Raw genomic sequence first — 13,946 nt, 5'->3', positions numbered from 1 at the left:
GGGCGGCGCGGTACTCAGACCGCGGCGTCGGTGACGGAGGGGGCAGCCGCACCTGCCCCCTCTGGCATCACACCGAGTCCGGTCAGGATGTCGTACCAGGCGTCACCGACCGATTGCTCGGAAAACCCGCCAATAAACTGCTGCACGCGGCTCTCGGCCGGGCTGTGGTAATCGTCCAGGCTGTCATCAATGGCATGGGCCAGCGCCTCGGGATTGCCCGCCTCGAAGAAGCGGAAGGCCCCGTCCGGCGCATCCGCCATGGGACGATAGATCTCCTCCAGCGCCCCGTAATCCGAGGAAATCACCGGCAGGCCCGTGGCCAGCGCTTCCATGATCGCAATACAGAAGCTTTCCTCGGCCCCTGACTGGGGGTCGACGTGGGAGGGCTGCACGTACACGTGACTCTGGTAGAGCAGGTCGCGGATGCCTTCCCGGCTGAGGTTGGCATGCAGGGTCACGCGGTCGGCCAGGCTGTGGATGCCGACGAACGACGTCAGCCGGTCCTGGGTCGGACCGAAGCCCACCAGGTCGAGCCGCACATCCACGCCCTGGTCCCGGAGCTGACGCACCGCCTCCAGCAGTGTGATCTGATCCTTGAAGCCTTCGAACCGGCCAATGCAGCACAGCCGCAGTGGGCCGCCGGTGAATTCCCGGGCGTGCCACGGGAAGAAGTCCTGGTTCACGTAGTTGCGTACCACCCGCACCTGGCTCTGCGCCAGCGACAGGGTGTTGGCGACCTTGTCGGCGAAGTGCTGACTGGGGAAGGTGAAGATGCGGTCGTCACCGGCGCTCAGGCGCTGCATGGCGCTGCGGAATTCCCGGTGGCTGTGCAGGGCCACGTTGCCGTCATAGCCGTGCATGGAGGTGATCACCGGCACCGGTGCCCGCAGGAAGTTGGTGGCCGACATGCCGAACTGGGCCTGGATGGCATCCACGTCCCGCATGGGACGCGCCAGGGCCAGAGTGCCCATTTCGAATTCCCGGTACTGGCGCAGCAGTTTGGATTCGATGCGCGTCAGCTGGCGGGACCAACCGCCGGATTCCCGACCCGGCACAATATGCACCTCCAGGCCCGGCAGGGTCCGGCCCGGCGTATTGAGCAGGCGCGAGGTGATCAGCCGGCAGTCGTAACCGCGCGCCATCAGCGCCTTCAGGTGCAGGTAGATGTATTCCTCGTTGATCCGCGAATACGCCGGCACGGCATGGAGCAGGGTCATGTCGGGTCTCCTTCCCGTTTTCCGGGATCGGAGAAATACATCGACCCCAGACACATCAGACATTTCACCAGCCCGCCGACAATCATCGAATAGAGGAAAAACTCCAGGCTGGAAATCTTCACGGCCCAGATCGAGCCGGCCACGAAGATAACGGTGCCGGCCAGTTGGGCCCGCACCAGCAGTCGGTTATTGCCGCTGAGCAGCATCGGCTGGATCGCCAGCCAGCCCAGCGACCCGAGAATCACGTTGAGCAGCAGCAGGGAGGTGATGTGGGCGACGCCCGTGAAGTCCTTGCCGAAGAACCAGGCCACCGGGTACTCCAGCAGCACCAGGCACAGCGGCCACAGCACCAGCGCAAGCAGGAAGTAGATCAGCGTCCAGCGGCCGAAGGTGCGTTTCATCTCGTTATCGTCGCGGGCGTTCACCCGGGCGATGATGACGTTGGTGACGTTGCCCACCACCTGCCGCGCGGACATGGCGAGAGTTACCGACACCGCGTAGATCCCCATCTCACTGGTGGTGGCAATCAAAGACACCAGGATCTTGTCCAGGTGCTGCTGCAACAGCATCATCAGATCGGACTGCCAGAAGCGCAGGGCGTACTGACGATCGGGTTTGGGCACCCGGGGCCGGCGCTCGAAGGACTGGCGATGGAACAGCCGGCGCAGGGCCCAGGAAATAAAGACGATTTCCGCCACACGACAGACGATCTGTAAGCCCAGCAGTAGCTCAGGGCTGCCTACATGCGTAAAAAAAGCAACGCCGAGCAGCAGACCGTTGAGCAGCGGCAGTATTACCTTGGCGATGTCGGGAATCAGGAAGCGACTGTCGACGGCCGCAAGGGTCTGCAAATAGGTGGCGCAGGCAAACGACACGCTGCCAGCCAGGGTGACGCCGACAATCGCCAGATCCAGCGTGGTGTACTTGTCAGCAATATAGAACGGATAGATGCCGCACCAGATGAACGCGAAGAGCACGCCAGTCCCGGCGACCACCAGCAAATGGGGGCGCAGCGCCTGGGTGTGCTCGCGCTTGGCCAGGTACACCGCCAGGCGCTGAACGCCGAGGTTGCAGACCAGCGGCGCGAAGTACAGCGGCAGGAACAACAGGAACAGGTGACCACGGCCTTCCACGCCGAGGATGCGCGCCACCAGGGCGGCATTCAGCGTGGAGACCAGCACGATCAGGACGTTGATCGTGCTGCTGCGCAGCATCAGGGGAATCAGCGACCGGCTGCTGACCCCGGAGGGGGGTGTGGCGGCCGCGCGCGACTCGTCTGTCATGTCCAGATCACGTTGTGGAATTGGTTGGCGATGGAGTTTTCATACACCGACCGGCACTTGTGGTAGCTGCCGCCGCTGAAGTACACCGTCTTGCCGAGGCGGGCGGCGGCGATGCAGACGTGCAGACGGTCCGTGCGGACGATGTCGAACTGGTCGATGTAGTTGACGAAATCCCGGGCCGATTCGCGCACCCGTTCCAGGGAGGCCTGGCCGTAGTCGAAGACCACCGACGCATCGCAGTTGTCGCTGGGGATGGGCTTGCCGGCGCTTTCCCGGTCTGTGCGAAAGAAATGACCGTCGCGAATGCGGCCTTTACCCAGTTTCCGGGTGAACCAGCTGGCCAGCAGCCGGCCTTTGGCCTGCAGGTACTTGCGACGATTCAGCCCCTTGGCGCGGGGCGCTCCGAGAAGCTCTCGCAGCCAGGTCAGTGGCAGGTTGGGTTCCCGGAACACCGACATATCGCCGTAGAACACCATGTCATCGCACAGGTAAGTCCGGGCTTGCGCCTGCTGGCTGACGTAGTTGAAGGACGTCTGTTCACGGCAGAAGATCAGCGTGTTGTCCGGCAGATCCCGCAGCAGCGGCTCATGACCGGCAATGGTGTGGGGCAGCACGATCAGGCGCTGGCAGGCGCCTTTCATCCGGTGGATCAATTCGGCGACATCGTTGTAGAGCGGGACCAGATTGCCGCCCCCCGCCACCAGCAGGGTGCCGTCTTTCGCCGTGTCATCGAGCCGGGCACCGGGTAGGGCCAGTCGCACCTTGAGCCCCAGTTTCTCCAGGGCCGTCAGCGAGCTCATGGTGATCAGGTGGTCGCCGGCATTGCCCGGAAAGCTGGCGAGGGTGAGCGGAGAGGAACCGCACGCCTGCTGCATGATGGCTTCAAAATCGTGCTGACTGAGTTTCATCCCTGAGACTGACTCCGCTGGAAATATTGGGTCGGACCATACACCGCGCTCAACGCCGCCTTCTTGAGGCCGCCGACCAGATCGTGGTCCGGGAAGAGGCGCCAGGCGCGGGTGGTGCGGTTCAGTTTGGCGAGCTGTTGCTGGCTCTGCTTGAGGTCCGCGGCCTGGGCTTCCTTCACCGCCTTGCGATAGACGTGGTAGGCGTACCAGCCGAGCGCTTCGCGGAATCGGGCGTCCGGGTTGTCCCGGCGCACCAGGTGCAGGTCCAGGTAAATCCGGATCAGGCTGTCGATGCGGGCCTTGGCCTTCTTCGGATTGATGCCCTGGGTGATTGAGCCGGTCCGCTGCCGGTACAGGTACGGCTGCAGTTCCAGCGTCGTAAACCGGGTGGCCTCCTGCAGCAGCAACGGGGTGTGCAGCATGTCTTCGTGCAGCAGGTTGGGCTCGAAGCGCAGGCCGGACTGCTCCAGCAAGGCGCGGCGATAGATGAACGTCCACGCGGTGGTGGCGATGTGGAAGGTTTTCACACCTTCGTGGAAAAACGCCGTGCCGGTGGTCAGGCCGGTATCCAGCGGCTGGTGCTCGCCGGGCAGGGGCTGGCCCTGCTCGTCGATTTCACGGAAGCCGACGTGGACGCAGTCCAGTGCCTGATGCTTGAGGGCGCTGACGACCGCTTCGATGGCGCCGGGCGCCAGCATGTCGTCACCGTCCACGAACCAGATGAAGTTGCCAGTGGCGTGTTCGAAACCGGTATTGCGGGCGGCCGATAGACCGCCGTTGTTCTGGTGGATGACCACCAACTGCTCTGGATATCTGGCCGCAAGCCCGTCGAGTTGGGCGCCGGTGTCATCGGTGGAACCGTCGTCCACCGCAATCAGTTCGAAGCGGGCCTGCGTGTCCTGATTCAGGATCGACAGGACACAGTCCTCGACGTAGTCGGAAATATTGTAGGCTGCGACAACGATACTCAGGTCCATAATCACATCCTTGCTCGGAAGCTTTCGTGAACGGACGACCCGACCGGGTAGCCGGACAGGAAGACGTTCTGGATTGTTCGATGCAATTGTCAGGCCGCGATATGACTACCTGACGACATGGGCTCAAGCTGTCACCCTGACGGACAACCTGGCAGGTAGCGGCCATAAAGAAGCGCACGGTTGCGCCAAATCGGGGCGCAGAAGCCGTTGTGCACGCCGGTTCAGTTCGACCGGACGGGGCTCAGTCTAAAACATTGTTGGTGGCGTTTGAGTTACATCGGGGCAAGGAGATGGTCATGTTCCGGGAACCACCAATCGGGCAATAACTTACGGGTGTCCGGGCGGGCAAACCGGTCGTCGATCAGCCAGATGGTGCCCTGATCTTCCGGGGTGCGGATGACCCGGCCGGCGGCCTGGGTGACCTTTTGCAGGCCGGGGTAGAGGTAGGTGTATTCGTAGCCCAGACCAAACCTGGTATCCAGTCGCTGGCGCAGGATCTCGTGCCAGGGATCGAACGGCGGCAGTCCGAGGGTGGCGACAAAGGCGCCGATCAGTCGCCGGCCGGGGAGGTCGATGCCCTCGCCGAACGCCCCGCCTAAAACCGCAAAGCCTACCCCCTCGCCGCTCTCGGCAAAGCGATCGATAAACGCCTGCCGTTCGTCCGTGGACATGCCGCCGTACTGGTGCCAGACGGGAATGTCCGGTGCCTGCTCGATCAGGGTCTCCAATACTGCCCGCAGGTAGGCGAAGCTGCTGAAGTAGGCCAGGTAGTTGCCGGGTTGCTCGCGAAACTGCTCGGCGATCAGGGTGGCGATGGGCGCTCGCGAGGCCTCGCGATCCGCCCGCCGGGTGCTGATCCGGTCGGCGAAGCGCACCCGCACCTGCTCCGCCCGGAACGGGCTCTCCACCTTCTGCCAGAAAGTGTCGTCCGGCAGGCCCAGCAGATCGCGGTGATAGACCCCCGGCGACAGGGTGGCCGAGAACAGCAGCGTGCTGTCGACGGTCTTGAAGCGCGGCGCCAGGAAGTCCGCCGGGATCAGGTTCTGGATCGCCAGTTGCGCCTTGCCTCGCCCATGATTCTGGTATTCGCACAGCGAGTGGTCGCCAAAGGCTTCCGCCAGGCGGGTGAACGCCAGGCAGTCGAACATCAGTTCCTGCAACGCCAGATCCGGCGGGTTGTCGGTCAGGTACTCGGTGATGGACGACACCAGGCCGTTCAGACTGGGTAGCAGCGCCTTGGGAATGGCGGCCAGGAACACCGGCCGGTCGCCGTCCGGATGAACCTCACGGGCCAGCGCCTGCCACTGTCTGGCGACCCGGTTCAGCGGCGAGCGCAGGGTTGTCGGCGCCTGCTTCTTGACCTTCAGCAGCCGCGCCTGGTTCAGGGTGGCGGAGTACATGCCCCGGGCCCGGTCCACCAGGTTGTGGGCCTCATCCACCAGCAGACTGACCCGCCAGTCGTTCTGTTGGGTCAGGCCGTAGAGCAGGGCGTGCTGATCGAACAGGCGATTGACGTCCGCCACCACCACATCGCTCCAGCGCGCCATTTCCTGGGCCAGGAAATAGGGGCAGATGCCGTGGGCGGCGGCGATCTGGCGCAGCGCTTCGCGGGTCAGCGGGCCGTCCTGGTCGACGGCGGCCTGCCGGGCGGCGGGCAGCCGGTCGAAGAAGCCAGCGGCCAATGGACAGGCTTCGCCGTGGCAGGCCTTGTCCGGATGTTCGCAGGCGTGATCCTTGGCGCTCAGTTCCAGCACCCGCAGCGGTAACGCGGCACTTTGGTGATCGTTCAGGGCTTGTAGACCATCCAGTGCCAGCTGTTTACCCGGGTTGCGGGTGGTGAGGTAGAACAGCCGATCCTGCCCGGTGCGGGGCAGGGCCATCAACGCCGGGTACAGGGTGCCGAGGGTTTTGCCGAGCCCGGTGGGCGCCTGCAGCATCAGGCTCTGCTGGCGACAGCTGTTGCGGTAGACGGTCTCGGCCAGAGCCCGCTGGCCTTTGCGGAAGTCGCTGAAGGGAAACTGCAACGTCTGCAGGGCATTGTCCCGTTGCCTGCGATGGGCGGCTTCCTGCTGGGCCCATTGGCGATAGGCGTCGCACAGGGCGGTCAGCTCGTCCCACAGGGTGTCGGCGCTGGCACTCTCCCGCTCCACGGTTTCCCGGTCCCGGCCGATGTCGTAGTAGACCAGCGCCAGCTCCACGCTGTCGCGCCCGGTCTCGCGGCAGTGGAGGGCGCCGTAGGCCCGCAGTTGCGCCCGGTGCAGCGCCCGCTGATCGGACGACAGCAGCGACAGGTCGCCCCGGTGGGTTTTGATCTCCTCGATGCGGTTGGCCAGCGGATCGTAGCCGTCGGCCCGGCCGCTGAGCGTCAGGCCGGCGCACTCGCCGTTCAGCGACCGCTCAGGTTGATACTGCGGGCCCCGGCGGGATTGCACCTTCGCGTGGCCGGCAATGCCGTCTTCCGCCGTGGGCGCCGGCGTGTAGCGATGGTCCAGATCGCCGCGCCGGGCGGCGAACTCGCACAGGGTCCGCACCGCCACCCGCATCAGTCGGCCTCCTGCCAGCGCACGTAGCAAACGGACACCGCGATGTCGTGGGCCCGACAGAATTCCAGCCAGCGGATCTGGTGGTCCTGCAACCGGTCGCCCGGACCCTTCACCTCGATCAGGTCATAGCGGGCCTGTTCGGGATGGAAGCGGATCAGGTCCGGCAGGCCGCTGCGGTGGTCGCGCAGGTCCCGCAGTAATCGTTTGAAGATCAACTTCAGATCCACGGCGGGGATACAGTGCAGCGCCAGTTCCAACACCGGCTCGCTTAATGCCGGCCAGGCGACGAAGGCCGAGGTAATGCCGTGCTTCTCGCGCCAGGTCCGGCGGATCCGGTCTTTGTACTCGTCACTGTCGAGGGCCGCCAGACAGTCATCGAACAGCGCTTGCCGGCGGCTGACGAAATCCTCCCGGTGCAGGTCCGCCGGCGCGATGTGGAACGGATGGAAGAACGCCCCCGGCAACGGTGCAAACAGGGCCGGCCAGCAGAGCAGGCCGAACAGGCCGTTGATGAGGGTGTTCTCCACGTAACAGACGGGTGTCTGCTCGCTGTCGAGATCCTGCAACACTGCCCACTCCACCGACACGGCTACGGGCTGGGGCAGTGTCAGATGCATTTCCGGGATCGACGGCCGTTTCGGACGTTCCGGAGGCGCCTGGTCCACCTTGCGGGCTAGGCGACGCATCAGCCGCTCCAGGCCCTGGGCCTCGCCGTCGCCGCGGGGGTCTGCCTGCGCCGACAGGGCAATGTCCCAGGCCTCCTGATGTCGTCCCTGTCGTTCCAGCAGGCGTAAGTGGCGCAGCCGCGCTTCCCGGTGGCCGCTGTCGGACCAGGCGGCGAGGGCCAGCTCTGCATCTCCCTGCCGATCCGCCTGACGCCCCAGCTCCATCAAAAGCCGGCCGCGGCGACTTTCCAGCCAGGGATTGCTGTCGTCACGCTCGGGGATGTCCGGCCAGATGTCCGCGGGCGGTTCGCCGTCTTCCAGCCGATCCCGGCAGGCCTGCATCAACAGATACCGGTCCACCGCCTCCCGCTGCTGGAAGGCCCGGGAGTCCGGGGTGAACGGGACCGTCTCGTACTGGTGATGCCCGAGTTCCACCAGCACGAAGTCCGACCAGCTCTGACGCAGGTTGCCGAAAAACATCAGGCGGATGCGGTCGAACAGGGCCATGTCGTGGAGGGCGACCAGGCGGTCGTCGGTGTCGGGCCACCAGTCGGTGAACCGGCGGGGCGCCGGGGCCAGCTCCAGACAATAGGTGAGCATGGCCTTTTTGCTGGCGGCGCGGGGCAGGCCGCTGTCGGCGAGAATCGGGGCGAGGGCGGTTCGGCACTCGGCTACGGTCAGCAGGCGGAACAGGTCGTCGATCGCCAGTTCCGGATCGTCTTCAATCCAGCCGTCGGCGGCCAGCTCGTCCAGCGCGTCACGCTCGGGGGCGCCCAGCTCCGGGTAGTTGAGCTTGCTCAGGCGAAACAGCTCGCCACTGCGCATCACCAGCCGGACCAGAAGCGCCCGGGCGGGTTGCGACAGTGACTGCAGCCGATCCAGTCGGTACCGCTCGTCGTAGTTCAGCAGGTCACCGTGGTGGGTGGCGACCCAATGGACGACGGTCTCGAAATTGGCCAGGTAGTACAGCGGATCATCCAGTGATGCGGTGGTGATGCGACCGTTCATGAGGCTCCGGCAGATGGGTTTCAGGCGGTCAGTCTAAAGCGAATGGGACACCAGCCCAAAGCTTTCCCGCGCCTCGGGTAGAACGGATGGCCATGACGGCGGCAGTCCTGTAGGGTGCGCGGCCCTTTTAAAGTCCAAAACGATGTAGAGTCTATGCCTCCTGAATTGTCCCAAGAAGCTGTAAGCGAGGCTTCTTCTCCCCGTTCCACCCGATTGGGCGACCCGCTTGTGGCGGCCCTGACCATGACGTTTATCGTCGCCTTCGTGGCACTGTCCCTGCTCGACGCGGACGCCATGACCGCCTGGATCGGTGACGGGTTCGCCTGGACCGCCCGTACCATGGGCAGCTTTTTCCAGTTGCTGCTCCTGCTGACGTTCTTCATCGCCCTGGGTGTTGCGTTCACCCGCAGCGGCGAAGCCCGTATCGGCAACCTCGATAAGCCGGAAATCAGCACCTTCCGCTGGCTGTCGATGATTCTCTGTACTCTGCTGGCCGGCGGCGGCGTGTTCTTTGCCGCCGGTGAGCCGGTCTATCACTTTGTCGTCTCGCCGCCGGCGTTCGATGCCGCTGCGGCTACGCCGGAAGCAGTCGCGCCCGCCCTGGCGCAGGCCTTCATGCACTGGGGCTTCCTGGCCTGGGCGGTGCTGGGCTCGCTGACGGCGCTGGTGCTGGCCTATGCCCATTATTCGCTGGGCAAACCCCTGCAACCACGCACGCTGCTGTATCCGGTGCTCGGAGAGAAAGCGGTCAGCGGCTGGCTGGGCAGCGTGATCGATGCGGTCTGCGTGATTGCCGTCGTAGCCGGTACCGTCGGCCCCATCGGCTTCCTCGCGACCCAGATGAGCTTCGGCCTGCACGAACTGTTCGGCCTGCCGGATGGCTTCGGTACCCAACTGGTGATCCTGGCGATCCTGGCGGCGGTCTACATGACGTCCGCGCTGACCGGGCTGCACAAGGGCATCCAGCTGCTGAGCCGGTTCAACGTGGTGCTGGCGCTGGCCATTGCCGCCGTGATCTTCGTGTTCGGCCCGACGCTGTTCCTGGTGGACACTTACCTGCAGTCCATGGGCGAGTACGTGACGTCTTTCTTCACCATGGCGACCCAGACGGCCCAGACCGCACCGGCCTGGTGGATGAAATGGTGGACCGTGTTCTTCTTTGCCTGGTTCATCGGTTACACGCCGCTGATGGCGATCTTCGTGGCGCGCATCTCCCGCGGCCGCACGGTGCGTGAAATGGTGCTGGCAGTCTCCGTACTGGCGCCCATCGCCACCACCATCTGGTTTACCCTGCTGGGCGGCACTGGCATCTACCACCAGTTGGCGGGCACCTTCGACCTGACCGAAGCGCTTAACAACTTCCAGTTCGATGTGGCCACCCTGAGCGTGGCGCAGGCCTTGCCCGGCGGCTCATTCATGGCGGCGGCGATCCTGGTGCTGACGACGATCTTTGTGGCCACCACCGGCGACTCCATGAGCTACGCCATTGCCATGGTCGGCGCGGGCCACGACGAGCCGAGCCCCGGCTCCCGCGTGTTCTGGGGCGGTGCCATGTCGGTGATGGCGGCGCTGCTGCTCTACATGGGCGCCGGTCAGATCGGCGTGTTGCAGCAGTTCATTGTGCTGACGGCGATCCCGGTCTCGCTGGTGATCCTGCCATCCCTGTGGACCGGTCCCCAGGCGGCTGCGGCGATGGCACGGCAGCAGGGCCTCATTGGCACGCCGGAACCGGCGGCGAGTCGCTCTTAGTCCACGAGTGATGTTTCAATGGTTCGGGGAATCTCCCCCGGACCCTTGAACCGACGCGGAGACATCGATGCCCGCCGAACCGACCCACGCAAGAACCACCCGCCTACACCCTCACTCCGTAGCGGTCTACGGCACCCTCAAGCGGGGCGGCAGCAATCACCGTTTCCTGCGGGGCGCCCGCTTCCTGGGCCGGACCCGATTAAACAACATTGCACTGTACGATCTGGGCGCCTATCCGGGCGCCAAGCTGGAACCCTCGCGAGGCGTGGACGTGGAACTCTTTGCGGTCACGGACGCCGGCTTGCGCCGGGTCGACTGGCTGGAGGAATACAATCCGCGCAATCCGGAAAGCGGCACCTACGATCGGTGCTGGCTGGCCACGCCGCTAGGGCCCGCCTGGGTGTATCTCTATAACCCCAGTGTCAAAGGCCGGCGGCGGATTGTGCAGGGAGGCTGGCGTTAGAGACTACGGACGTGCAGGCTCCGGCCCAAACGCATTATCCCCTTCACCTTCCCGCGCAAACATCACCGCCAGAATAATCCAGCCGATCAGGATCAAAAACATCAGCAACTGCCACCAGCCGGAACGGCCGATGTCGTGCAGCCGGCGGGTGCCCAAGCTAATGGTGGGGATGATCGTCACCACGCTGAACAGCAGAGACACCACGAAGGAACCCATTGCCAGGTCGATCAGGTTGGCGGCAATCGAGAACAGGAAATAGTAGAGGAAGAACATCCAGTACTGTCGGCGTGTGGCGCGACCGGTGAAGTCGCCGTAGCGGCGGAAGCCGTCAATAAATTCTTCCATCGTTAACCCTGGCAGCCCTAGTGTTCATGCGAAACGATTTTTGACCCTAACACGGGCCTGCTGGCATGTCTGCGAGGCCAGCCAACCTGGGTCATTCACCGGACGGGACCGGGGCAAGCCGGCCGTCCCGGTCCAGCACGTAGGTCGCCAGATCTCGCGCCAGGTTGAGGTTGCCCGAGTAGAAACGACGAGCTTCCTGCTCGATCTCGTCGATCAGCGGTGCGGACGGGTGGTTGAACTGGTAGCGGGAACTGAAATGCGTCAGCACCAGATTGGGCAGGCCCGCGGCCTCGGCAAAGCGGGCCACCTGTTCCGCCGAACTGTGCTGCGGCCAGGGGCCGACCCGGTCGGAGACGTCCTGGGTGTAGGTGGATTCGTGCACCAGTACCTGTGCCCCGCGGCAGGCGTCCGTCAGCAGCTCGGGGGTGTCGTTGTCGCCGCCCACCACCACGCGCCGCGGCGTGCGATTCACCGTCACATAGTCCGCGCTGCGCAACACCCGGCCGTCGTCCAGCGTCACGTCCTCGCCCCGTTGCAGCTCGCCCCAGGCGGGGCCGGCGGGTACGCCGTCTGCCTGCAATTTGTCCGTGAGCAGGTGGCGTTCCAGATGGCACTCGGTTACCTGATACGCCACCGTCGGCACGCGGTGGGACAGGGCGGCGGTCGTTACAGCGATGTGCTCGTCCTGCCAGTGGAACCCGTCCGCGTGTACCTCGATGAATTCGATCTCATAACCCAGGTTGGAGTCGGTTGCGCCCAGCGTGGTTTCCACGAAGGTGCGGATCGAAGGCGGCGCGATCAGCGGCAGCGGCTCGGTCCGCCCGGCCATGGACGCACTGGCCAGCAGCCCCGGCAGACCGAAGGTGTGATCGCCGTGCACGTGGGTGATGAAGATCGCCCGCAACTGGCTCAGCGTGTGGTGGGTTTTCTGCAACTGGTGCTGCGTGCCTTCGCCGCAATCGATCAGGTACCAGCCTTTGGGCCCGCCATGCTGCAGCGCCAGCCCGGTCACGTTGCGGTGGCGGGTGGGCGTGCCGGCGGACGTGCCGAGAAAAGTCAGTTCCATTGCTGCTCCGGTTCGTCTCTCGATTTGCTAGGGCGGCCTGGTGGCCTTGGGCTTCGTGGGTCGGCCAACGGCGTCAGACGCATTGCATCAGCGTTCCTCGCCCACGTAAAGCGGACGGCCTGCTACATACATCGCAATCCCATAGAAACCAACCAGCCCGTTGTGTAACGTTTGGAGGATGATCGGTGGTCCAGCTATCCGGTGTACGTGAGCCGAGCGAACGCCTCCGAACTGACAAGCGGAAAGCGAGCTAAACTGCGCTCGGTCACCGACCCTGCTACGTTTTCTACTTGGCTTGCACTGAGTAGGTTACGGATGCAGACCTCGGGGCTTTGTATCAGAAAGGGTGCTTGTCTCTGGATTTCGAGCAAGTTGTTTGAATCCAATAAGAAAGTGAGCCCTGGTAGCAATTCTCGCCTGAAAAGTTGCGGCAGCAGCTGTATGAATCTGTCGCGTACGAAACGATCATCGAAACGGTGGCCGGGCTATTTGAAGTTGATCCAGAAGAATTGAGGGTTGGTAAGCGCGGGCAGCGCAATCCGTCTCGCTGGATGGCGATGGTACTGTGTCAGCAGTGGAGTGGTTTGTCGCAATCGGGTATTGCGGAGATTTTCCATCTTGGTTCAGTGGGAGGGATTTCGCACGCGCGGCGGCAAGTGGAGAAGGCGATAGAGGGGGGATGTTGCGCTTCGGAATCGATGGAAATTAGCAATTAATCACCTGACCCCTTAGCTCTCTTTATCCGAGAAGATGGAGTGCGATGGCAAAGGTTTGAATAAACAGGTTCGTCGACAGGTAGGTATAAAACTGGCTAAAGTTTTCGCAGATTCATTTGGCAGCCTATCTGAAACGCCAAGTGGTTTGCTGGGGAGCGGTCATGGCGAGCTATTTCATCTGGGGCAAGTTGCGTTTTATCAGCTCAAACATCGCTTTGCCGGCGGCTTGCCCATTAAGGGAGTTGAAGCGAAGCGCAGGGTGGGGGTTTTTGAAGATGATGATCAGCTTGGTAACGCTCAAAAAGACGAGTTGGTTTGTCCGAAGAACTGCGTAACCAGCATTGAAAGGAATGTTGATATTTTGTTGGGAGAAGACCAAGACAATGCTCCCGAAAGCTGGGTGGAGGTCAAGTCCTATAAATCCAAGGTGAAATCCAAAGCACAAAAAAAATCTTCAGATCGGTATAGGACGGATTATCTGGGCGGGAAACTCGAACGCTGGAATATGATTGATAGCAAAAACCGAAAAATGGCACTGCACAAACAATTCAGTGTGGACGTTGCTGCGCTCAATGCTGGCGTGGCTTGGCTGCCCAAGAGCTATAATCCATCAAATCAATATGATGTAACAAAACAAACATTAGAATTCGAATGGCGATTCCAGGCTTTTAAGGTGGACAAGAAAATCCCCGAAATCTACGAAATTAGCCCCCTATTGGGTAAAAAGGGCAAAGCGGGGTCCATTCGAGATTTGTTCAGTAAAGGGCCCGATTACAAGGCCTCCAAAAAGGAAGTCGCAAAGTTCACATTTGATTGGCCGTATTCGATAGAAAGCAAGGCAAAATTGATAACCTTTACAAGGCTCGTGGGAGAACTTATTAGTCGCCCCTGCAAAAACGCCGTTTTCAGACAGCCAGCAATTTACCGGTCTCTGCCGATTCATCCGGCAACGCCGGGGTTGACCATAAAATAGCCAATATCAGGCGTAAATGCCGTCCGTTTTCAT

General features: G+C 62.8%; 11 protein-coding genes. 3 read left to right on the top strand and 8 right to left on the bottom strand.

Going from position 1 to position 13,946, the window contains the following annotated elements:
- Positions 1 to 14 precede the first annotated feature (14 nt).
- The 6 genes from J3364_RS07990 to J3364_RS07965 all read right to left on the bottom strand — a co-directional run bounded on the left by J3364_RS07990 (position 15) and on the right by J3364_RS07965 (position 8,601).
- The gene (locus J3364_RS07990; protein ID WP_349557848.1) at positions 15 to 1,217 is read right to left on the bottom strand and encodes a glycosyltransferase family 4 protein; all 1,203 of its coding nucleotides are present in this window, start codon (positions 1,215 to 1,217) and stop codon (positions 15 to 17) included.
- Positions 1,214 to 2,500: a lipopolysaccharide biosynthesis protein gene (locus J3364_RS07985; protein WP_349557847.1), complete on the bottom strand. Its 1,287-nt coding sequence runs from the start codon at positions 2,498 to 2,500 to the stop codon at positions 1,214 to 1,216. The genes J3364_RS07990 and J3364_RS07985 overlap by 4 nt, the downstream gene beginning before the upstream one ends.
- Positions 2,497 to 3,408 carry a polysaccharide pyruvyl transferase family protein gene (locus J3364_RS07980; RefSeq protein ID WP_349557846.1) on the bottom strand — a complete coding sequence of 304 codons (912 nt, stop codon included), beginning with the start codon at positions 3,406 to 3,408 and terminating at the stop codon, positions 2,497 to 2,499. Before J3364_RS07980 ends, J3364_RS07985 begins: the two co-directional genes overlap by 4 nt.
- The gene (locus tag J3364_RS07975; RefSeq protein ID WP_349557845.1) at positions 3,405 to 4,385 is read right to left on the bottom strand and encodes a glycosyltransferase family 2 protein; all 981 of its coding nucleotides are present in this window, start codon (positions 4,383 to 4,385) and stop codon (positions 3,405 to 3,407) included. Before J3364_RS07975 ends, J3364_RS07980 begins: the two co-directional genes overlap by 4 nt.
- Positions 4,386 to 4,657: 272 nt before the next feature.
- Complete coding sequence (locus J3364_RS07970; RefSeq protein ID WP_349557844.1) at positions 4,658 to 6,928, bottom strand: ATP-dependent DNA helicase; 2,271 nt, start codon at positions 6,926 to 6,928, stop codon at positions 4,658 to 4,660.
- Positions 6,928 to 8,601, bottom strand: a complete 1,674-nt coding sequence (locus tag J3364_RS07965) for a VRR-NUC domain-containing protein (RefSeq protein ID WP_349557843.1) — start codon at positions 8,599 to 8,601, stop codon at positions 6,928 to 6,930. The genes J3364_RS07970 and J3364_RS07965 overlap by 1 nt, the downstream gene beginning before the upstream one ends.
- 153 nt (positions 8,602 to 8,754) lie before the next feature.
- On the opposite strand from J3364_RS07965, the gene J3364_RS07960 reads away from it, so the two are divergent.
- Both J3364_RS07960 and J3364_RS07955 read left to right on the top strand, forming a co-directional pair.
- The gene (locus J3364_RS07960) at positions 8,755 to 10,350 is read left to right on the top strand and encodes a BCCT family transporter (protein ID WP_349557842.1); all 1,596 of its coding nucleotides are present in this window, start codon (positions 8,755 to 8,757) and stop codon (positions 10,348 to 10,350) included.
- Between the two features lie 67 nt (positions 10,351 to 10,417).
- The gene (locus J3364_RS07955; RefSeq protein ID WP_349557841.1) at positions 10,418 to 10,813 is read left to right on the top strand and encodes a gamma-glutamylcyclotransferase family protein; all 396 of its coding nucleotides are present in this window, start codon (positions 10,418 to 10,420) and stop codon (positions 10,811 to 10,813) included.
- Positions 10,814 to 10,816: 3 nt separating this feature from the next.
- Here J3364_RS07955 and J3364_RS07950 read toward each other — a convergent pair whose 3' ends face one another.
- Positions 10,817 to 11,158, bottom strand: coding sequence for a DUF805 domain-containing protein (locus J3364_RS07950; protein WP_123635935.1), 342 nt, complete (start codon positions 11,156 to 11,158; stop codon positions 10,817 to 10,819).
- 91 nt (positions 11,159 to 11,249) lie between these two features.
- Positions 11,250 to 12,224, bottom strand: a complete 975-nt coding sequence (locus J3364_RS07945) for a ribonuclease Z (RefSeq protein ID WP_349557840.1) — start codon at positions 12,222 to 12,224, stop codon at positions 11,250 to 11,252.
- 771 nt (positions 12,225 to 12,995) lie between these two features.
- Between J3364_RS07945 and J3364_RS07940 the strand changes: the two genes are divergently transcribed.
- Complete coding sequence (locus J3364_RS07940; protein WP_349557839.1) at positions 12,996 to 13,913, top strand: hypothetical protein; 918 nt, start codon at positions 12,996 to 12,998, stop codon at positions 13,911 to 13,913.
- Positions 13,914 to 13,946: the final 33 nt, after the last annotated feature.

Source organism: Marinobacter sp. NFXS9 (assembly GCF_040148665.1).
Taxonomy (GTDB): domain Bacteria; phylum Pseudomonadota; class Gammaproteobacteria; order Pseudomonadales; family Oleiphilaceae; genus Marinobacter_A; species Marinobacter_A mangrovi.
This window is presented reverse-complemented; position numbering and strand designations above follow the sequence as displayed.

Excerpts from the sequence above, each read along its gene's own strand:
- J3364_RS07990 (WP_349557848.1), bottom strand. The coding sequence starts at position 1,217 with ATGACCCTGCTCCATGCCGTGCCGGCGTATTCGCGGATCAACGAGGAA.
- J3364_RS07945 (WP_349557840.1), bottom strand. The coding sequence starts at position 12,224 with ATGGAACTGACTTTTCTCGGCACGTCCGCCGGCACGCCCACCCGCCAC.
- J3364_RS07970 (WP_349557844.1), bottom strand. The coding sequence starts at position 6,928 with ATGCGGGTGGCGGTGCGGACCCTGTGCGAGTTCGCCGCCCGGCGCGGC.
- J3364_RS07965 (WP_349557843.1), bottom strand. The coding sequence starts at position 8,601 with ATGAACGGTCGCATCACCACCGCATCACTGGATGATCCGCTGTACTAC.
- J3364_RS07960 (WP_349557842.1), top strand. The coding sequence starts at position 8,755 with ATGCCTCCTGAATTGTCCCAAGAAGCTGTAAGCGAGGCTTCTTCTCCC.
- J3364_RS07950 (WP_123635935.1), bottom strand. The coding sequence starts at position 11,158 with ATGGAAGAATTTATTGACGGCTTCCGCCGCTACGGCGACTTCACCGGT.
- J3364_RS07975 (WP_349557845.1), bottom strand. The coding sequence starts at position 4,385 with ATGGACCTGAGTATCGTTGTCGCAGCCTACAATATTTCCGACTACGTC.
- J3364_RS07955 (WP_349557841.1), top strand. The coding sequence starts at position 10,418 with ATGCCCGCCGAACCGACCCACGCAAGAACCACCCGCCTACACCCTCAC.
- J3364_RS07985 (WP_349557847.1), bottom strand. The coding sequence starts at position 2,500 with ATGACAGACGAGTCGCGCGCGGCCGCCACACCCCCCTCCGGGGTCAGC.
- J3364_RS07980 (WP_349557846.1), bottom strand. The coding sequence starts at position 3,408 with ATGAAACTCAGTCAGCACGATTTTGAAGCCATCATGCAGCAGGCGTGC.